The organism is Pseudomonas sp. FSL R10-0399 (assembly GCF_009600165.1).
Classification (GTDB): Bacteria; Pseudomonadota; Gammaproteobacteria; order Pseudomonadales; family Pseudomonadaceae; genus Aquipseudomonas; species Aquipseudomonas helleri.
Window position 1 is genome coordinate 1 of record NZ_WIWK01000003.1, and the last position, 20477, is coordinate 20477.

The 20477-nt window shown below is 58.4% G+C and carries 17 protein-coding genes and 1 pseudogene; 2 read left to right on the forward strand and 16 right to left on the reverse strand.

What is annotated here, in order from left to right:
• Positions 1-82: 82 nt before the first annotated feature.
• From GHO41_RS01240 to GHO41_RS01275, 8 genes and pseudogenes are all read right to left on the reverse strand, one after another.
• Positions 83-1345 (reverse strand): annotated as a pseudogene (locus tag GHO41_RS01240) (Zn-dependent hydrolase); the annotation flags it as partial.
• A 16-nt stretch (positions 1346-1361) separates the two neighbouring features.
• The gene (locus tag GHO41_RS01245) at positions 1362-2057 is read right to left on the reverse strand and encodes an ABC transporter ATP-binding protein (RefSeq protein WP_048391310.1); all 696 of its coding nucleotides are present in this window, start codon (positions 2055-2057) and stop codon (positions 1362-1364) included.
• Positions 2057-2818 (reverse strand): ABC transporter ATP-binding protein, encoded by a 762-nt coding sequence (locus tag GHO41_RS01250; protein ID WP_048371797.1) that lies wholly within the window; start codon positions 2816-2818, stop codon positions 2057-2059. Before GHO41_RS01250 ends, GHO41_RS01245 begins: the two co-directional genes overlap by 1 nt.
• Positions 2815-3825: a branched-chain amino acid ABC transporter permease gene (locus tag GHO41_RS01255; protein WP_153330293.1), complete on the reverse strand. Its 1011-nt coding sequence runs from the start codon at positions 3823-3825 to the stop codon at positions 2815-2817. Before GHO41_RS01255 ends, GHO41_RS01250 begins: the two co-directional genes overlap by 4 nt.
• A 1-nt stretch (position 3826) precedes the next feature.
• Complete coding sequence (locus GHO41_RS01260; RefSeq protein ID WP_048371794.1) at positions 3827-4687, reverse strand: branched-chain amino acid ABC transporter permease; 861 nt, start codon at positions 4685-4687, stop codon at positions 3827-3829.
• Positions 4688-4754: 67 nt separating this feature from the next.
• Entirely contained in the window at positions 4755-5957 is a 1203-nt protein-coding gene (locus GHO41_RS01265) for an ABC transporter substrate-binding protein (protein ID WP_153432702.1), read from the reverse strand.
• A gap of 126 nt (positions 5958-6083) precedes the next feature.
• Positions 6084-6854 (reverse strand): FadR/GntR family transcriptional regulator, encoded by a 771-nt coding sequence (locus GHO41_RS01270; RefSeq protein WP_048371789.1) that lies wholly within the window; start codon positions 6852-6854, stop codon positions 6084-6086.
• A 190-nt stretch (positions 6855-7044) separates the two neighbouring features.
• Positions 7045-7752 (reverse strand): murein L,D-transpeptidase catalytic domain family protein, encoded by a 708-nt coding sequence (locus tag GHO41_RS01275; RefSeq protein ID WP_048371787.1) that lies wholly within the window; start codon positions 7750-7752, stop codon positions 7045-7047.
• A gap of 142 nt (positions 7753-7894) precedes the next feature.
• Between GHO41_RS01275 and GHO41_RS01280 the strand changes: the two genes are divergently transcribed.
• Both GHO41_RS01280 and GHO41_RS01285 read left to right on the forward strand, forming a co-directional pair.
• The gene (locus tag GHO41_RS01280; RefSeq protein ID WP_048371786.1) at positions 7895-9451 is read left to right on the forward strand and encodes a murein L,D-transpeptidase; all 1557 of its coding nucleotides are present in this window, start codon (positions 7895-7897) and stop codon (positions 9449-9451) included.
• 122 nt (positions 9452-9573) lie between these two features.
• A complete protein-coding gene (locus tag GHO41_RS01285; protein ID WP_048371784.1) occupies positions 9574-10659 on the forward strand; it encodes a nitronate monooxygenase family protein in 1086 nt (361 codons plus the stop codon).
• 57 nt (positions 10660-10716) lie between these two features.
• Here the strand turns inward: GHO41_RS01285 and GHO41_RS01290 are convergent, their stop codons facing one another.
• From GHO41_RS01290 to arnC, 8 genes are all read right to left on the reverse strand, one after another.
• A complete protein-coding gene (locus GHO41_RS01290; RefSeq protein ID WP_153432704.1) occupies positions 10717-12324 on the reverse strand; it encodes a phospholipid carrier-dependent glycosyltransferase in 1608 nt (535 codons plus the stop codon).
• Between the two features lie 102 nt (positions 12325-12426).
• Positions 12427-13791, reverse strand: a complete 1365-nt coding sequence (locus GHO41_RS01295; protein ID WP_153432706.1) for a UDP-glucose/GDP-mannose dehydrogenase family protein — start codon at positions 13789-13791, stop codon at positions 12427-12429.
• Positions 13788-14195, reverse strand: a complete 408-nt coding sequence (gene arnF, locus GHO41_RS01300; protein WP_048391328.1) for a 4-amino-4-deoxy-L-arabinose-phosphoundecaprenol flippase subunit ArnF — start codon at positions 14193-14195, stop codon at positions 13788-13790. The genes GHO41_RS01295 and arnF overlap by 4 nt, the downstream gene beginning before the upstream one ends.
• The gene (gene arnE / locus GHO41_RS01305; protein ID WP_048371776.1) at positions 14192-14536 is read right to left on the reverse strand and encodes a 4-amino-4-deoxy-L-arabinose-phosphoundecaprenol flippase subunit ArnE; all 345 of its coding nucleotides are present in this window, start codon (positions 14534-14536) and stop codon (positions 14192-14194) included. The genes arnF and arnE overlap by 4 nt, the downstream gene beginning before the upstream one ends.
• Positions 14533-16182 carry a lipid IV(A) 4-amino-4-deoxy-L-arabinosyltransferase gene (gene arnT / locus GHO41_RS01310; RefSeq protein ID WP_153432708.1) on the reverse strand — a complete coding sequence of 550 codons (1650 nt, stop codon included), beginning with the start codon at positions 16180-16182 and terminating at the stop codon, positions 14533-14535. The genes arnE and arnT overlap by 4 nt, the downstream gene beginning before the upstream one ends.
• Positions 16179-17063: a 4-deoxy-4-formamido-L-arabinose-phosphoundecaprenol deformylase gene (gene arnD, locus GHO41_RS01315; protein ID WP_048371772.1), complete on the reverse strand. Its 885-nt coding sequence runs from the start codon at positions 17061-17063 to the stop codon at positions 16179-16181. Before arnD ends, arnT begins: the two co-directional genes overlap by 4 nt.
• Positions 17063-19054, reverse strand: coding sequence for a bifunctional UDP-4-amino-4-deoxy-L-arabinose formyltransferase/UDP-glucuronic acid oxidase ArnA (gene arnA, locus GHO41_RS01320; RefSeq protein WP_048371769.1), 1992 nt, complete (start codon positions 19052-19054; stop codon positions 17063-17065). The genes arnD and arnA overlap by 1 nt, the downstream gene beginning before the upstream one ends.
• A gap of 2 nt (positions 19055-19056) precedes the next feature.
• Positions 19057-20064: an undecaprenyl-phosphate 4-deoxy-4-formamido-L-arabinose transferase gene (gene arnC, locus GHO41_RS01325; protein WP_048371766.1), complete on the reverse strand. Its 1008-nt coding sequence runs from the start codon at positions 20062-20064 to the stop codon at positions 19057-19059.
• Positions 20065-20477: the final 413 nt, after the last annotated feature.

Below are 20477 nucleotides of genomic sequence, written 5' to 3' on the forward strand. Positions count from 1 at the left end.
GCGCAAGCGCTTGGGCTGGAAGACGCCGTACGAAGTGCATACAGGGGTGAGCGTTGCACTTATGTGTTGAATTCAGGCCTCCTTGCGCGGCATTGACCATGGCCCGCAGCAGTACAGCGCAGCCGTCGGCCAAGTCTTGAGGCGCCGCGTTTTCGATTTCGTTGTGGCTGATGCCGCCTTCACATGGCACAAAAATCATCCCGGCCGGGCCCAGCTCGGCGACAAAAATCGCGTCGTGCCCGGCGCCGCTGACGATGTCCATATGGCTCAAGCCCAACTGTTGCGCGCCCTGGCGCACGGCATCGACACACGCAGGATTGAAGTCCAGCGGCGGGAAATCAGCGGTCGGGGTCAGCTCAAAACTCAAGCCGTGCTCGACACTGGCCACTTCAATGGCTTCGCGCACTTCATCCACCATGGCTTGCAGGTGATCGGCATGCAGGTGCCGCAGGTCGATGGTCATGTGAACTTGCCCGGGGATCACGTTACGCGAGCCTGGGTGCAGGGTCAGGCAGCCGACGGTGCCGCACGCATGGGGTTGATGCTGGTGGGCGATCCGGTTGACGGCGCTGACCACGTGCGCGGCGCCGACCAGCGCATCTTTGCGCAAATGCATGGGGGTAGGGCCTGCATGGGCTTCAACGCCGGTCAGGGTCAGGTCAAACCACTTCTGACCGAGGCAACCCATGACCACGCCAATCGTGGTGGCGCGGTCTTCCAGCACCGGGCCTTGCTCAATGTGCGCTTCAAAATACGCGCCTACCGGGTGCCCGAGCACCGGCCGGTTGCCAGCGTAGCCAATGCGCTGCAACTCGGCGCCGACTGACAAGCCTTGTTCATCGACTTTGCTCAGGGTTTCGTCCAGGTCGAATTTACCGGCAAACACCCCGGAGCCCATCATGCACGGCGGGAAGCGCGAGCCTTCTTCGTTGGTCCAGACCACCACTTCAATGGGAGCTTCGGTGGTCAGTTGCAGATCGTTCAGGGTGCGGATGACTTCCAGTCCGGCCATGACCCCGTAGCAACCATCGAATTTGCCGCCGGTGGGTTGGGTGTCGATGTGGCTGCCGGTCATGACCGGTGGCAGGTCGGGTTGACGTCCCGCGCGGCGGGCAAAGATATTGCCAATGCCGTCAACGGTCACCGTACAGCCGGCTTCTTCACACCAGCGCACAAACAGGTCGCGGGCCTGGCGGTCGAGGTCGGTCAGGGCCAGACGGCACACACCGCCCTTGGCCGTGGCGCCGAGTTGTGCCAGGTCCATCAGCGATTGCCACAGGCGGTCGCGGTTGATCAGCGGCGCGTTGCTGTTGAAAAGGTCGGATAACACGATAGGGCTGTTCATGGACACGAGTCTCCCTTCAGGCGCTAAGGGCCAGGTAACGGTTCTTGATCGTTGGGTTGGCACGGAAATCGGCGGCGCTGCCTTCGTACACCACACGGCCTTGTTCAAGCACGTAATGGCGATCGGCAAGCTTGTCGCAGACCATCAGGTTTTGTTCCACCAGCAGCACGGGCAAGCCGTCGTCCTTGATCTTGCGCAGGATCTTCACCAGTTCATCGACGATCACCGGTGCCAGGCCTTCAGTGGGCTCATCGAGAATCAATAGTTTGGGATCGTTGAGCAGGGCGCGGGCGATGGCGAGCATTTGCTGCTCCCCGCCGGACAACGCATGGCCAGCGTTTTTACGCCGCTCCTTGAGGCGTGGAAACATCGTGTAGACGTCTTCCAGCTGCCAGCGGCTGCTTTTGCGCTGGGCAATGCGCAAGTTTTCTTCAACGCTCAGCAGGCGGAAGATCCCGCGATGTTCCGGCACCAGGGCCAGGCCTTCACGGGCGATTTCGAAAATTTTGCGCCCGACCATGTCCTGGCCGTTAAAGCGGATCTGCCCTTTGCGCGGGCAGACAACCCCCAGAATGCTGCGCAATGTCGTGGTCTTGCCCGCACCGTTACGGCCCAGCAAGGTCACCAGTTCACCGGGATTGACCTGCAGCGAGACGCCCTCGAGCACGTGGCTTTTGTCGTAGTAGGAATGGATGTTGTCGACGATTAGCATCAGGCGGCTTCTCCCAGGTAGGCGGTGCGCACACGCTCATCGGCGCGGACAAATTCAGGGGTACCCTCGACCAGGATCTGGCCGTGGCTCATCACCGTGATGCGTTGGCTGATGGACATCACAATGCTCATGTTGTGTTCGATCAACAGCACGGTGTGATCGCGGCCCAGGTCGCTGATCAGTTGGGTCATGATCGGAATATCGTCAATGCCCATCCCGGAGGTAGGCTCGTCGAGCATCAGCAGTTTGGGTTTGGAACAAATCGACATGCCCACCTCCAGCACCCGTTGCTGACCGTGGGACAGTTCGCCCGCCAGGGTGTTGGCGCGCGCGGTCAATTGCAGGCGTTCGAGCACCTGGTCTGCCATGTCCAGGTGTTCACGTTTGCTGTCTACCCGGCGCCAGAAGTTCAGTGCGCCCAGCCCGTCACGGCCCTGAGCGGCAAGACGCAGGTTTTCCCGTACGCTGAGGTTCTGGAACAGACTGGTGAGCTGAAAGGAACGCGCCATGCCCAACGCAACCCGGCCATGGGACGGCTTTTTGATGATGTTTTTACCGCCAAACACAATCGCCCCGTCGGTGGCCCGACGCTCGCCGGTCAAGCAGTGGAACAGGCTGGTTTTACCCGCGCCATTGGGGCCGATCACGGTATGAATGGTGCCTTGCTCGACCTTCAGGTTGACCCCGTTTACAGCATTGAATGCGCCATAGGACAGCTTCAGGTTCTCGGTTTCCAGCAGATAAGGTGTTTTAGCGCTCATGGCTGTTCCTCCTGAATCGGCAGGCGGCTTTTGCGCGAGCCTTTGATGCGTTCGAAAGCGCTGGTAAATCCACCCCACAAACCGCCGCGCATAAACACCACGACGACGATCAAAATGATCCCGAGCAGCATCAGCCAGCGCGGCCACAGGTCTGACAGGAAATCACCCAGCAGCACAATGGAACCGGCACCCAGCAAGGAGCCAAACAGCGACCCGGTACCCCCGACAATGGTCATGATCAGGATGTTTTCGGACATCATCAGGTCGATGTTGGACAGCGGTACAAAGTGCAGCAGCATGGCGTACAGCGCCCCGGCAACCCCGGTGACTGCGCCCGACAGCATGAACACCAGGATCTTGAAGTGACGGGTGTCGTAGCCGATGGCCGCGGCACGGGTTTCGTTCTCGCGGATCGCCATTAACGTGCTGCCAAAGGGCGAGGCAATCACCCGGCGTGCGCCAATGAAAATCAGCAGAAACAGCACCGCGACAAAGCCGTAGAAGTAGCGTGCATCACTCAGCGACATCAGCAGCGTGTCGCCGATGCGGATTTCAGGCCGTGGCACATCGAGCAGGCCGTTGTCGCCGCCGGTCCAGCCGCTCAGGGTGTAGGTCAGGAAGTACGCCATCTGGCTGAACGCCAGGGTCAGCATCACAAAGTAAATACCGGTACGGCGAATCGCCAGGGCACCGACCAGAAACGCCAGCAAGGCACCGGCGATGGCCGCACCCAGCAGTGCGCTGAATAGCCCCCATTGCAGATGAATCATCAGCAAGGCGGCGCAATAAGAACCGGCGCCAAAGAAGATGCCCTGGCCGAAGGACAGCAAGCCGGTGTAACCCAGCAACAGGTTGCAGGCCAGCGCGGCCATGGCGAAGATCAGGATTTCAGTGGCCAGGGTGGCCGACGGCAATACCAGTGGCAGGCCGATCAGTACCGCAATCACCCACAGCAGCATCGAGCGCGACTGTGTTTTGGCGAACGGCAGGGGGTTTTTCTCGCTCATGTCAGGCTCTCCCAAACAGGCCGTAAGGACGCAGCAAAATCACCACGGCCATCGCGCCGTAGATCATCAGGCTCGCACCCTGGGGCCAGATAGTTGTCATCAGGCTTTGCACCACACCCACCAGCAGACCGCCCACCAGTGCGCCACTGAATGAACCCATGCCGCCGATCACCACCACCACGAAGGCCACGCCGAGAATCTCCGGGCCGACAAAAGGCTGGGCGCCGCGCAACGGCGCGAACAGCACCCCGGCGATCCCGGCAAGCCCGGCGCCCAGGGCGAAGGTCATGGAAAACAGGCGGAAGATATTGGTGCCCAGCAGCGACACGGTTTCGGTGCTTTCACTGCCGGCGCGAACCAGCGCGCCGAAGCGTGTGCGTTCCAGCAACAGCCACAGGGCAAAGCCCACCAGCGCCGAGAAGGCAATCAGGAACAAGCGGTAGTAGGGGTACACAAAGTCGCCGATTTCCACCACGCCGCGCAGTAACGGCGGCACCGCGACACTTTTGCCGACCGGGCCCCAGATCATCACGCTGGCTTCTTGAATAATCAGCGCGATACCCAGCGTCACCAAAATCTGGAACATGTGCGGCAGGTTATAAATGCGCTGAATCAGCACCCGCTCGATCACCCATGCGAGGGCAGCAACCAGCAGCGGTGCGATCAGCAGCGATAGCCAGAAGTTGCCGGTCAGGCTGACGGCGGTGTAGCAGAGGTAGGCGCCCAGCAGAAAGAACGCACCGTGAGCGAAGTTGACGAAGTTCAACAGGCCAAAAATGATGGTCAGTCCGACCGCAATCAGAAAATAGATCATCCCCAGGCCCAGGCCATTGAGGATTTGAAACATATAAAGTTCGAGCATGCAGATACCCTCTGCAGGCGGTCGTGGCTGACCGGCTGCGTGTAGCAAGTGCTAAATAGTCGGTTGTTTAGCTGAGTACGCAGCCGGTGTCGGCGACGGGGGCAAACGACTGACCGGAACTGACCACCAGCGCCAGATCGTCCTTGTCGGTCATTTCGCGCTCCGGTTTGCCCAGCATCAGGTAGTAATCCTTGATCACTTGATGGTCACCGGCGCGGATGGTTTCTTTGCCGGTCGGGCCTTCGTAGCTCAAGCCCTGCATGGCGTTGGCCACGGTGGGACCATCGAAACTGCCCGTGGCGGCGATGGTGTCGAGCATGACCTTGGTGCTGATGTAGTCAGCCGCCAGCGGGTAGTTGGGGTTGATGCCGTATTTGGACCGGGTCGCCTTGACCAGCTCGCGGTTGAGCGGGGTGTCGACCTGATGCCAGTACTGGGCGCCGAGGTACACGCCTTCAAGCACATCACTGCCCAGCTCCTGGAATTGATCCAGCCCGGCGGACCACACCAGCAAAATTTTCATGCGCTCTTTCATGCCGAAATTCACGGCCTGACGCAGCGTGTTGTTGGACTGGCTGCCGAAATTGAGCAGCACCAGCACGTCCGGTTTGGCTGAAATGGAGTTGGTCAAATAGCCGGAGAATTCCTGCTCCTGCAAAGAGTGGTAACTGTTGCCGACAAGCTCCAGGCCATGTTCCTTGAGCACTTCCCGGGTGCCATCAAGCAGTGCCTCGCCGAACACGTATTGTGGGGTGATGGTGTACCAGCGCTTGGCCTCCGGCAGGCGTTTGATCAGCGGTATCAGGGTTTCACGCACCGCGCCATAGGTGGGCACGGACCAGCGAAACGTCGAACTGTTGCAGTCCTTGCCGGTGACTTCATCGGCGCCGACCGGGGTCATGAACACTCCGCCAGTCTTGTTCACTTCCTTGGCCACGGCCAGGGCAGACGATGACAGGGTGCAGCCCTGGAAAAACCGTGCGCCGTCCTGGCCAATGGCTTCCTGAACCTTGCGTACTGCTTTGCCGGCATTGCCTTCGGTATCAATCACCTTGTAGACCAATGGCCTGCCCAGCAACTGCGGGTATTGCTCGACGGCCAGACGCGAGCCCATGTCGGCAAACTTGCCATAACTGGCAAAGGCTCCGGACATGGACTTCAACCCATAGAAGGTAAAGGGCTCGGCGGCGAAGGCCTGGCGTATGCCAAGCGGAAGGCTTAAAGCACTGGCAGCAGCCAGGCCAGCTTTCAACAAAGTACGACGTTGCATGGGGTAACTCCCTGGTTTAATTATTGGCAGGAGTAGCAATGGCAAACGGCGGATCAGGTCCTGTGGGCAGGCCTTTTATTGGATAGGGGTGGAGCGCTTGCTAACACACGGTTACGGCAAAACGGTTCAGTGGTGGTGATCGAACTCCAGCAGGAAATGCGGATTGACCTGGCCTTCGAGGGCGGTCATGTGATGCTCGGCGTCGCACATGTGCTCGTGCATCAAGGTGCGCACTTGCGCCTCATCCTCGGCACGCAGGGCAACCAGTAACTGCTTGTGATAATCGAGGTTGGCGGCATCAAACTGCTTGCGTTTAGGTTTGTAGGCCTTTTTCAGGACCACCAGATCGCGCAGCAAATCGTTAAGAAACTGCGCCATAAAACTTAACAGCGGGTTAGGGCAGGCCCGGGCCAGCAGGGTATGAAACTCAAGCTCGGCCAAACGCTGCTCCCGCTGGCCGGCCTCGCTGTCTTCAGGGGCGCTGCAGAAATCTACGTTGGCTTGCAGCGCTTGATAATCTTCGGCGCTCAAACGCCCGATAACAGAAACCGCCAACTCGACCTCAATGACCTTGCGCAACTGATAGACCTGTTCGCCATCCAGATGCTGGAAGTGCAGGTAGTTACGCAAGGCACGGCTGGCCGGCTCAGTCCCGGCCTGATTCAGGTAGGCACCGCCGCTGGGGCCGGTACGTGTACTCACCAGGCCTTCGACCTCCAGCGCCTTCAAGGCTTCGCGGGCTGAGCCTTTCGAGCATTGAAAGCTTTCCATCAGCTCACGCTCAGTGGGCAGACGATCACCGGGCTTGAGTGCATCAGTCACGATCGAGCGCTTCACCGATTCGACAATCACATCGGACAGCTTCTGGCGTTTGCGGCGAATCGGGCGATTAAGCATGTTTTCTATTTATCGTATTAATGCGGATAAATAGTAATAAATAGATCTGCGCAGGCGCAGTCAACCATCGACCGGGCGAGGTGTCGTTTTCAGAGAAAAGGGGTCGGGAATGGATATGGCTGTAGGAGCGAGCTTGCCTCGCGATCTTTTAACAGATCGCGAGGGTCAGGCGTCGTAGCGCAGGCAGTTTTTACTTAGCCGAAACAATGCTCGCCACCAGCTGTGGCTTGCAGTTCAAGTAAGCCGACGATTTGAGCCAGCGCTGGTCGGGGTACCAGGCAAACATGAACTGTCCGTTCTTGAGGTTGTCCACTACTTGGCGTGCCACTTGCGGGCGCACGGCGGGGCAGCCCTGGCTGCGCCCGATGCGGCCCTGGCGTTGGCTCCACAGCGGATTCACATAGCTGGCGCCATGGATCACGATGTCGCGGTCACGGGCCCGGTCATTGATGCCCGGCTCAAGGCCATCCATGCGCAAGGAGTAGCCGTTGGCACCCTGGTAGCTTTCGCGGGTACGAAACAGCCCGAGGCTGGACTGGAAGCTGCCTTCGCTGTTGGAAAACCGGGTGGCAAAATTTTCACCGGAGTTTTGCCCATGAGCGACCAGCTCACGCAGGACCAGCTTTTTAGAGGTCAGGTCGAAGATCCATAAGCGTCGGGCGGTTGAAGGCATGGAGTAGTCGATGACCGCCAGGTGCCGAGCTTGACTGGCACCGTTGTTAACGGCGCATTGCATGGCGCTGAGGGCGCTTTGCAGGACTTGCGGATTGAGTTCCGGAGCGGCCTTGGACAGGCTGTTGTAGAGCACCGGGGCGGAAGTATTGGCGGCGAACGCCGGGCTGCAGACTGAGCCCAGGGTCGCGGCGACCAGAAAAAGTCGTCGCAAAAAAATCAGCATATAAAGAAAGCTTCCACATTAAATAAACGAATGACATTGCGCTGATCCAAGGGCCACCGCGATTTAGCTGCTAGCCTGACTGTATAGCGCGACAAGCAACACGGTGACCCTCACATAAAGGCCACGGACTGGAGTTAAGCAGTTGATCAAAAAACACGCATGTTACTTGACCCTGACCTTGCTCGCTGCGCCACTGGTCGCACTGGCTGATGAGCCGCCAGTAGAGCCGTCGAACCCGGTGCAAGTGGCGTTGACGCAACTGCCGCAAGCATGCCCGACCCTGGCAGGCAGTATTAATGAGCCCACACAGGCACTGCTTGAGGCTTTTTACCAGAGCCAGAATTACCAGCCAATCTGGGCCGACAAAGTGCGTTTGGCGACCTTGCAAGCCGCGTTGCCAACCCTGGCGGATGATGGCCTCGACCCACAGAACTACCTGTTGCCCAAGGGGCAGGACCTGTGCGCCGATATCGACATCAGCCGCCAGTACCTGCAAGCCCTGCAAGACCTGCATTACGGGCGCCTGCCGCAAGCGCGTTTTGAGCCGGTCTGGCATGCCAATGAAGTAGTACCTGACAGGCGCGAGATTCTGCCGATTGCCGAAGCCGGGTTGAATAACATCAGTGACGCCTTCGCCAAGGCGCGCCCTGCGTTTGAGCAGTACAAAAACTTGCGTCAGGTCTACGCCCGGCAGCGTCTGCAACCGCTACCCAAATGGCCAACAATCGGCGACGGCCCTGTGCTGCGCCCCGGCATGCAAGACTCTCGCGTCCCGGCCTTGGTGCAGCGGCTGATGAGTGAGGGTTATCTGGATCATAAAATCGCGACAGCGGATAACGTCTACAGCAATGAGCTGGTGTCCGCGGTCAAAAGCTTTCAGCTCAACCATTCCTTGCAGGCCGATGGCATCATCGGGGCGGGCACGGTGAAAGAGCTGAACGTAAGCCCGGCGACCCGCCGTGAACAGTTGCGGATCAACCTGGAGCGCTTTCGCTGGATGGCCCAGGACGTTGAGCCCTCCATGCTGCTGGTCAATGTGCCTGCGGCGCAGTTAACGGTGTATGAAAACGGCCAACCGATTTGGCAAACCCGTACTCAGGTGGGGCGTGCTGACCGGCAGACGCCGCTGCTCAAGTCGCGGGTCACGCGGCTGACCCTGAACCCGACCTGGACCATCCCGCCGACCATTTTCAAGGAAGACAAACTGCCGCAAATCCGCCGTGATTCGTCTTTTTTGAGTCGGCACGACTTGCAGGTTATTGACAGCAACGGGCAGCCCGTCTCGCCGCAGAGTATTGATTGGGACCGCCCCGGCAATATCCTCCTGCGTCAGGGCGCCGGGCCAAGAAACCCGTTGGGCAAGATTGTCTTGCGCTTCCCCAACCCGTTTTCGGTGTACCTGCACGACACGCCAAGCCAGGCGCTGTTCAGCAAAGGCCCGCGGGCATTCAGCTCGGGGTGTGTGCGCGTTGAGTCGGTATTCCAACTACGTGACGTACTGGTCACACCGGCGGAAAAAAGCCGCACGGAAGACCTGCTCAGCACCGGCAAAACCCATGAGTTCCGCTTGTCCAACCCCAAACCGATTCTGATGACCTACTGGACGGCCCAAGCCGATAAAACCGGCAAAGTGATCTACACTCCGGACATCTACAACCGTGATCCGGCCCTGATAACGGCGCTGAGCAGCAAGCGCTGATCTAAACCCCCTGTAGGAGCGAGCTTGCCTCGCGATCTTTTGCTGCTTTAAAAGATCGCGAGGCAAGCTCGCTCCTACACGTTAGTATCCAGCTTCCGATATTGACCGTAGAGAGAACCCCGATGGCTCAATGGCCTGACTCGCGCTTTATCAATCTGGTTGGCATTAGCGTTCCGATCATTCAGGCGCCCATGCTCGGTGCTGGCGCCGATGTAATGATCGGTGTGGCAAAGGCGGGTGGTCTGGGCTCACTGGCCTGCGCCACGTTGAGTCATGATGCGATCCGTGAGGAAGTCGCAGCCTTTCGTGCGGCTACTGACCAGCCGTTCAATTTGAACTTCTTTTGTCACCAGGCCCCGGCATACGACGAGGCGCACATTCAGCGCTGGAAGGCGTTGTTTAAAGACTATTACGCCGAACTTGGCGCTGACTTTGACGCACCCACTCCGGTCTCCGTCCGTGCGCCTTTTGATGAGGCCACGTGTGCGCTGGTCGAGGAACTGCGGCCTGCGGTGGTGAGCTTCCATTTTGCGCTGCCGGCCCCAGAGTTGATGGCGCGGGTCAAAGCCACGGGCGCGAAGATTCTCAGCTCGGCAACCACTGTTGAAGAAGCACAGTGGCTCGAACGCCACGGTTGCGATGCCATTGTTGCTATGGGCAATGAAGCGGGTGGCCATCGGGCGATGTTTTTAACCACTGAGTGGACCAGTCAGATCGGCACCTTCGCGTTGGTCCCACAAATCGCTGATGCGGTCTCGGTGCCGGTGATTGCCGCTGGCGGGATTGCCGATGCGCGTGGTATCGCAGCAGCCTTTGCCTTGGGCGCAAGTGCCGTGCAAATCGGTACCGCGTACCTGTTTTGCCCGCAGGCGAAAATATCCAGACCTCATCACCGTGCGCTGCGCGAAGCCAGCTCCAGTGATACGGCACTGACCAACCTGTTCACCGGGCGACCGGCGCGGGGCATTCTGAATCGAGTGATGCGAGAGATTGGGCCGATTAACCCGCAAGCCCCGGCGTTTCCGCTGGCTGGCGGTGTTTTGCTGCCCCTGAAAGCCAAATCCGAGCCTGCCGGCTCAGGCGATTTCATCAACTTGTGGGCTGGCCAAGCGTTCCCGTTGAGCCCAGGACGCACGGCTGAGCTGTCATCGTTTGAGCTGACCCGCAAGCTGATCGACGACTATCAGGCGCGTTCAGCGGGTCAATAAGTACTTGATGTTCGAGGCTGCGGCGCACATGCCGCAGCCTCTTTGCTTACCCAAGACTCAGGGCAAATGCAGCAACACGAAGTCGTTCTTGTCGAACTGCCCGGTCAATGCCGGAACGATATTGCCCAACTCGGTGCCTTGCAGTGCTTGATAGTCCTTGCGGTCCATCACGATCCATACCGGCGCTTGCAAGGCCGTCAATTCAACTGCTGACTGAGTGAATACCGGCAGCAAGTCGCGGTCCACGTTAACCATGAACTTGATGGCCTTGGCGTCTTTGCCCATGCCATGCAACACGAGCGGCGCGGGTGCCTGGTCGATCAGGTGCAGGGCGTTGAGGGTGAAATCGCGAGTGTTGTAGGCGTTCTGCTCAGCCGGTTCGAGCACCAGAATGTAGCTGCTCCACATCGCCAATACCGCACACGCACCCAAGCCCACAGCGCGCAAATGTGCTTTGAACAGTAGACCCAGTGCGATGACCTGCAACACGCCCAAAATGATATAGATCGCGTTCAGGGGCGGCAGTTGGTCGGCGAAACGCTTGCTTGCGACTATCAGCCCGGCAATCAGCAAGGCTGGCAACACCAGCACAATGGCCTGGATAAATACGCGTAATGCGGCGAATGCCCGACCTCGAACACCTTGAAACGGGTACGCGGCAATAATTGCGGCCATCGGCAGCATCGGCAATAAGTAACGGGCTTTTTTCGCTTGCGGGACCGACAGGCCGATCATCACGATCAAGCCTGCTGCGGCGCAATACTTGACCAGATGCAAGGCCGGGCTTGACGGCTTGCGCCCGGCGATTAAGACAACAACCAGCACCAGTACGGCCAATGGATAGGCGAGGGCGTAGTTACCCATGGAACTGGTGAAGTAGTAAAAGGGGCCGCTGGCGCCTTCAGAGCCGTCGATACGGCCAGTGACCTGCATGCGGATCACGTCTTGTACAAACGCTTGCCCGCCACTGACCCAGGCCAGAAATAACAGCAGGCCAATGCACAGCAGCAAAATCACCAGTGCCTGCAAGCCGACGCTGATCATGCGTCGCCATTGGCCGCTGAGCAGGAAGTAACTGCACAACATACCGGTTGGGATCACCAGACCAATCGGGCCGCGAATGGCAAAACCGAGGACCAGCAACAGCAGCAGCCAGAAGTGTCGGCGCGGTGCTTCAAAGTGATCGTGGGCATACGCCAGATAGAACGCGCCAAGGCTGACGGCCGCGAGCATTTGGTCCAGCGACACGGCACGGGTTTCGGTGATGAAGGTCATGCTGAGTAACAGCAGCGCCACGCTGAGCAAGGCCCACGTCGTGGATTGCGGAGCCACCAGGCGATAGATCAGGGTCACAATGATCGAGCTGGCAATAGCGGTGGGCAGCCAGGCGGTGAGGCTGTTGACCTCGCCAAATGGCAACGACAGCAGCCAGGTAAACACGGTGGTGGTGGCGTTGTAATCAGCGTAGGGCTCGCCATAGGTGGTAGGGAAAAAGCTTGGGCCGTGACGCAGCATTTCCTTGGCAAACATCACAAAGCGCGAATCAAAGCCGATCGCAGCCTGGTGAATATCACCCACAATAAACAGCAGTAAGGTCAACGCACCCAGTAGCAGTGACTGTCGGTGCAAGGCACGTAAAACGCTGGGGGAAGAGAAAGCCGGCATGTCGAGTTTCCTTGACTCAATAGGGGGCGTGCAGGGGCAAACAGTCGAATTTCATCCATAAAAAACGCCGCCATTGTTACCAATGGCGGCGCTGTTGAAGCGTTAAACGGCTGTAGCGCCTTGTGAAACCGGCAAGTTGATAGACTCGCCGCGCCCCATCGGGAAGTACTGCAAGCCCGCGCGGGTCAGGCGCTCGCTGTCGTACAGGTTACGACCGTCGAAAATCACCGGGGTTTTCAGGCGTTGTTTGATCAGGTCAAAATCTGGCGCCTTGAATTGCTGCCATTCAGTGCACACGATCAAAGCATCGGCGCCTTGCAACACGGATTCCGGGGTGCCCATCAGGCTCAGGCGAGGCTCATCAACGTACAGGCGCTGAGTCTCTTGCATGGCTTCAGGGTCGAAGGCGCGAACGTCTGCACCCGCGGCCCACAAGGCTTCCATCAGTACGCGGCTAGGCGCGTCGCGCATGTCGTCGGTATTGGGTTTGAACGCCAGGCCCCACAAGGCAAAGGTTTTGCCCTTGAGGTCGCCTTTGAAGTAGGCATTGATGCGATCAAACAGCTTGTGCTTTTGACGCTCGTTGATGGCTTCTACAGCTTGCAGCAGGTCGCTGGAGCAATTGACTTGCTGAGCGCTGTGGATCAGCGCGCGCATGTCTTTAGGGAAGCACGAACCGCCATAGCCGCAGCCAGGGTAGATAAAGTGGTAGCCGATGCGGGTGTCGGCACCGATGCCCAGACGCACCGACTCAATGTCTGCACCCAGGTGTTCGGCTAGTTCGGCGATCTGGTTGATAAAGCTGATTTTGGTCGCCAGCATGCAGTTGGCGGCGTACTTGGTCAGCTCGGCGCTACGCAGGTCCATGTTGATGATGCGGTCATGGTTGCGGTTGAACGGGGCGTACAGGTCACGCATCACGTCGCGCACTTCGTCGCGCTCGCAACCAATGATGATGCGGTCCGGGCGGCGGCAGTCACTGACGGCCGAGCCTTCTTTGAGAAATTCCGGGTTGGACACCACGTCAAATTGCAACGAGCGGCCGGCTTGTTCCAGCGCTTTGTTGATGTGCGCGGTCAGTGCGTCACCGGTGCCCACGGGCACGGTGGATTTCTCGACCAGAATGGCCGGTTCTACGCGGTGACGGGCAACAGCGTCGCCCACCGAGAATACCGCTTTAAGGTCTGCCGAACCATCTTCGCTGGGCGGAGTGCCAACGGCGATAAACAGTACCTGGCCATGCTCAACAGCGGTTTTTTCGTCGCTGGTGAAGCGCAGGCGCTTGCTTTCGAGGTTTTCACGCACCAGGCTCGAAAGTCCCGGCTCAAAAATGCTGACGTGACCTTGCTGTAACAGCTCGACCTTTTTCTGATCAATGTCCATGCAAATCACGTCGTGGCCGACTTCCGCCAATACCGTTGCCTGCACCAGGCCTACATAACCACTACCAAATACACTGATTTTCATGCGCTGTTCCTGGAACTTGGGGTACGTCGAGAGTTGATCGTCAGCACCCCCAGAATGACCAAGGCCACCCCAAGGGTTTTTGAAAGGGTGAAGCTTTCATGGAATACCGGCAGGCTGGCCGCCAGCAGATAGACCAGGGCGTAGCTGAAGCTGAGCAGCGAATAGGCCCGCCCTAAGGGCAGATCACGCAAGGCCAGCAACCAGCAGAGCATTGACAGTGCGTAGGCCATGATCGCGGCAAACACGACTGCCAATGCGCTGATTGAAACGTCTCCTTGGCTGATTGCCTCCAGCCACTGGGTCGGTTCCGGCAAGCGCGTCATGCTCCAGCGCATGCCCAACTGGGCGCCGCTGACCAGCAATACACTGGAGCAGGCAAAGGTAAAACCACGGCGCAGGCTCATGCGTGTTGCCCTAGCAGAACCACACCGGCAATCACCAGCCCTACGCCACACCAGTGGCGCAGGTCGATGGTTTCTTTAAACAGGTAGCGGGCTACCAGAGTGATCAATACAAAGTTGAGGCTGAGCATCGGGTAAGCGATGCCCACTTCAAGGCGTTGCAACACCAGCAACCACACCAGCAAACCCAGACCCAGGCATAGCAGGGCCAACCATAGCCAAGGGGAGCGCAGCTTTTGCGCGATCCCCGACTCAGGCCCACGCCAGCTTTCAACGGCGTACTTCTGGGCCACTTGGCCTGCACACGTCAACAGACATGCCATGAGCAACAGGGTGAGGGTCATGGAGTGGTCTGCGGGTAGATCAAAATCACCATGTTGCCTTCGTCAAAACGTTGGGCGTCTTTGGGCAGCATGTCCATTTCATGGGTTTCATCGCTGTCCTTAACCCGCATCACAACACCTACCGGGCCTTTAAGACGTGCATCGGCAAGCCATTGCTGAACGTCTTCCAGACCGATGCTTTTGCCTTTGGCATCGTCATAAGTCAGGCCGTATTTAACCTCGCCCTGCGTGTTGTACAGCGTCACGTCTGGACGACGCAGGCGCCATGACAGTGCCGATGCCGCGCCCAAGTCGTTACTGAGCAGGGCAGTCGCAGGCTTCAATGCGTCCAGATGATGCAGCACAAACTGGTCAGGCATTTTGTTGTGCACCACGCTGCTTGGCATGCTGGCTGGCAACACCAGGACCAGAACGCCCATGGCGACTGCAGGCGCTGCCCACATTTTCAGCGGACGGGTCATGGCCAGCAGGCCGGTGACGATCCAGGTCAGCAAGACCACGACCAGCAAAGCCATGTGCAGCGGCTCGTTGTCGTAGAACGGTTTTTTGATCTGGAAGAAGATCAGGGCCAGTAAGGCCACGGCGCCAATCAGCAGGTTGACCAGGCCGTTGAGGCGCAGCGACAGGGTTTTCGCCTGATCAACGCGGTCCATCAGGGCATGGCCCAGCAACAGGGCCAGCGGCAGCATGCACGGCATGATGTAGGTCGGCAGTTTGCCCTTGCTCAGGCTGAACAAGGCCAGTGGCAGCAACATCCACATCAGCACAAAGATCACGCCGGTCTGACGCTTCTGGCTCCAGGCATCTTTGAGCGTGGCAGGCAGCAAGGCTGCCCACGGCAAGCTGGAAACCACCATCAGCGGCAGGTAGAACCACCATGGGCGACCGTGCTGGGCATCTTCACCGGCAAAGCGGCGGATGTGCTCGTGCCAGAAGAAGAAGCGCCAGTAATCCGGCTCTTGTGCGTGCACCGCCAGTACCCAGGGCAACGACACGACAGCCGCGACCAGCATGGCGACCAGGCCGTATTTGACCAACTCCAGAAAGCGCTTTTGCCAGATCATGTAGGGCAGGGCGATCAGCACTGGCAGCAACAGGGCCAGGAAGCCCTTGGTCATAAAGCCCATGCCGCAGGCAAAACCCAGCAGCGCCCAACTGAACAGGCGCTGGCGCGAGTCTTGGGTATCGACTGCAAACCACAGGGCAACCAGGCTCAGGTTGACCCACAGGGTGAACTGCGGATCGAGGTTGGAGTAGCCAGCCTGGCCAGCAATGAGGCCGAAGGTCATGTACACCAGCGCGCAGGCGAAGCTCTTGCGCGGGTCGTTCCACAGGCGGCGGGCGACCAGGTAGGCCAGCAACACGCTCAGGCCCGTAGCAATCGCCGAGGCAATCCGCACGCCAAACAGGTTTTCACCAAAAATGGCCTGGCCGATAGCGATCATCCAGTAACCGGCAATCGGTTTCTCGAAGTAGCGTATGTCCATGAAATGCGGGGTGACCCAGTTACCATCGACCAGGATTTGCTGGCCGATCTGGGCATAACGCGTTTCGTCCGGGATCCACAGGCCGTGGGTACCCAGGGGCAACAGGTAGAAAGCAACAAATGCCAATACCAGCAGCGGAATCATCCAGCGTTGAGTCATGGCTTCTGCACTCCCAGCCAACCTTCACGGCCTTCCAGCACGCCACGGCTCAATTGGCCGGCGGGCAGGCTGTCGATATCGGCAGGTAATAAGTCCTTAAGGGGCTGAAAGTGAATGTCGCGGGCACGGGCCTGCGTCAGCAATTGACGAAAGTCATTGGCCATTAGAATCCCTTCTACTTCTGCATGGATGGTGTACGCGTTCAGCTTTTGCGGGCTGAAGCGATCAAGAATGTATGAATTGAAGTCGGCAGCACTCAGCTCGGGTCCGACTACTTCATCGAATGTAGGCAAATCAACAGGGATTTGCGGCGCGCCCAGTCTGCCGTCGGCCAACCTTGGCCGAAACAGACTGTGCCCGCGGCAATCGCTGTTGTAACGAAAGCCAAAGGTTTCTTTGGCCTGGACTACGCGTTCATCTGCGCGCCAACCGGCGGCGGCCGAACATTCGACCGCTTGCCCGGTGATGTCGCTCAGGGTGTCAACACCCCGGCGAATCTGCTCGATCAGTTGTGCCTCGCTCCAACGCCCGGTGTTGGCCTGCCAGCCGTGGTGATCCCACGCGTGCAAACCTACCTCGTGGCCCGCAGCCAGGGTCTGGCGCATCAAATGCCCCAGATCCTTGCCGATCGGTTTGCCAGGCCAGGCGGTGCCGGCCAGCAAAATATCCCAGCCATACAAACTGGCTGCCTTGGAGCGCATCATTTTCCAGAAGAACTGGGGCTTGATCAGGCGCCATAAATGACGGCCCATGTTGTCCGGCCCCACACTAAAGAAAAACGTGGCTTTTACATCGGCTTCGTCGAGCAGTTCGAGTAACCGCGGCACCCCTTCACGGGTGCCTCGGTAGGTGTCGACATCAATACGTAGTCCAGCTTGCATTAACGTTTTTCCGCGATTTCAACCATGGCTTCACGCAGGAAGAAATCCAGAGTCTTGCCGATGGTTTCGCTCAGCTCGGTGGTCGGTGTCCAGTCGATCAGGCGACGTGCGTTCTCAACGCTTGGCTTGCGGTGGCTCACGTCCTGGTAGCCGGTACCGTAGAACGACTGGCTTTCAACATCGCGGAAACCGGCGAACGGCGGGAAGTTGTCACGCAGCGGGTGCGCTTCGAACTGACGCAGCAACTCATGGCCCAGTTCACGAATGCTGGCTTCGTTTTCCGGGTTGCCGATGTTGATGATCTGGCCGTCACACTTGCCGTCTTTGTTTTCAATGATGCGTGCCAGGGCTTCGATGCCGTCAGCCACGTCAGTGAAGCAGCGCTTCTGAGCGCCACCGTCAACCAGACGGATCGGGGTGCCTTCCACGAGGTGCAGGATCAACTGAGTGATGGCGCGCGAGCTGCCAACACGAGCCGAATCCAGACGGTCCAGACGCGGGCCCATCCAGTTGAATGGACGGAACAGGGTGAACTTCAGGCCTTTGGTGCCGTAAGCCCAGATCACGCGGTCCAGCAGTTGCTTGGACACGGAGTAGATCCAGCGCTGCTTGTTGATCGGGCCAACAATCAGGTTGGAAGTGTCTTCGTCGAAGTTCTGGTCCTGGCACATGCCATACACTTCGGACGTGGACGGGAAGATCACGCGCTTGTTGTACTTGACGCAGTAGCGAACCAGCTTGAGGTTCTCTTCGAAGTCCAGTTCGAATACGCGCAGCGGGTTGCGGGTGTATTCGATCGGCGTGGCAATGGCGACCAGCGGCAGGATCACGTCGCACTTCTTGATGTGGTACTCGATCCACTCGGTGTGGATGCTGATGTCGCCTTCAACGAAGTGGAAGTTCGGGTGGCTGCGCAGGCGGTCAATGGCATCAGAGCCGATGTCCAGGCCGTACACTTCGTAGCGGTCGTCTTGCAGCAGACGCTCGGACAGGTGGTTACCGATAAAGCCGTTAACGCCCAGGATCAGAACGCGGGTACGACGGGCTGGACGGCCGGATTCGCTGCCACGCAGACGCGAGCCGTCAACCAGACCTAGTTCACGGGCCAGTTGCGGGCCGCTCAGGTACAGGCCGTTGTCGTTGCGCTGACCGGCGGTGATCACCAGCGAGTCTTTGCCACAAGCGATACGCAGCGGGTCGCAGCTGATCACGTTGCCCGGTGCCTGGCCTTCGTTGCCGGCAACCACTTCACTGGCCCAGACAATCAGTTTGTGCTCGCCAACGGCGCAGAACGCGCCTGGGTACGGCTGGGTGACCGCACGGACCAGGTTGAACAGTTCTTCAGCCGGACGGTTCCACTGCAGCAGGCCATCAGCGGCAGTACGACGACCAAAGTAAGTGGCCTTGGATTCGTCTTGCGGGGTTTCTTTGAGCTTGCCTTCAGGCAGCACAGGCAAGGTTTCTGCCAGCAGTTTTGCAGCGGTTTCACGCAGCTTGGCGTGCAGGCTCAGCGCGGTGTCGCTGCGCTCGATGCTGATGCGTTCCTGGGCAACAATGTCACCGGCATCGGCACGTTTGACCATGCGGTGCAGGGTAACGCCGGTTTCGGTTTCGCCGTTAACCAGTACCCAGTTGGCTGGAGCGCGGCCACGGTAGCGGGGCAGCAGAGAACCGTGCAGGTTGAACGCGCCTTTGCTGGAGCTGGCCAGCAGTTCTTCGCCCAGCAGGTTGCGGTAGTAGAACGAGAAAATGTAGTCGGCATTCAGTTTGCGAATGCGCTCGATCCACAGTGGGTGGTTAGCATCTTCCGGAGCGTGTACCGGAATGCCTTTACGGGCGCACAGTTGGGCCACAGAACCGTAGAAGTTATTTTCCGAGGGGTCATCAGCATGGGTGAACACGGCAGCAATGTCGTAGCCTGCATTTAGCAGGGCTTCGATGCCTGTGCAGCCAATATCGTGATAGGCGAAAACAACGGCTTTCAAACTCATGGTTAGACCTGTGTCGAAGTAGAAGAAGACGAGTTGCAAGGTGTAGCAGTTTCAGTGGCCGGTTCAGCGCGGACGATTTTCTCGATGAAGAACCGAGGCCGTGCACGCACATCGCTGTACATGCGCCCCAGGTACTCACCCAGCAGGCCCATGCCAATGAATTGGCCGCCGGTGAACACAAACAGCACGGCAAACAACACGAAGGTGCCGTCGCCCGCCCAGGTAGCGCCAAAGATCAGGCGTAGTACGATCAGCAGAATGGCGAAAATGCCGCCCAGCAAGGCCATGCTGAAGCCAATGATGCTCAGCAGGCGCAGGGGGGTGGTGGTCATGCAGGTGATCAAGTCAAACATCAGGTTGATCAGGCGCATCGGGCTGTATTTCGAATCGCCGTGTTCACGCTCGGCGTGCTGCACCAGCACCTCGGTGGTGTGGCGGGCAAAACTGTTGGCGAGAATCGGGATAAAGGTGCTGCGCTCGCGGCATGCCAGCATCGCGTCGACAATCGAGCGGCGATAGGCGCGCAGCATGCAGCCGTAGTCGCTCATGGCAACGCCGGTGGAACGCTGTACGGCCAGGTTGATGAGGCGCGAAGGCCAGCGGCGCCAGGCCGAGTCCTGACGGTTGTTGCGCACAGTACCAACCACGTCATAGCCCAAGGCTGCCTGGGCAACCAGACGCGGGATTTCTTCTGGAGGGTTTTGCAAGTCAGCGTCCAGGGTGATGACTACATCGCCTTTGGAGTTTTCAAAGCCGGCCATGATGGCGGCATGTTGTCCATAGTTACGGTTGAGGATCACCGCCACTACCGGGCTGCCTTCACGCTCGGCAGCGTCTTGCAGGATTTGCGCCGATTTGTCTCGGCTGCCATCGTCGACCAGTACGATTTCGTAAGCTTGGGTAAGCTGGGCACAGGCTGCTTCGGTACGGCGCAGCAGCTCAGGCAGGCTCTGTTCTTCGTTGTAGACCGGAATGACGATCGACACGCACTGGATAGGGTAGGGTTTCAAGTTATTCGTTCCAGTCAGTTTCAATGGTACAAGATGACTCGTCTGAGAAGTCGGCCTGTTCAGGCGCGCTAGACAGATTACGCCTGCAGGCATTAAAGCCTAAAACTGACGAAGGTAAAGTCATCAAACTACGTTATCTACATGATTTTTCTTACAAACTATTTTTGTTATTCCTAAAAGCTGACGCCTACGTTAAACGCAGAGGTGTGAAAAACCTATGAAAGTTGAATCAAAAGGCCATGTTTTTAGGGGGCAGACAGGTGCTATTCAGGAAACCCCGTGTAGCGCTTGGCCCGCGGCTTTATGGGTAAAAGTGTGAGGGAAATGTATCGGGTAACAAGGATGGGGTTTTGGCGATTTTAAACAATGATCCAAGTCATTCATTACACAGAAAAATGACTTTTTTTAACGTA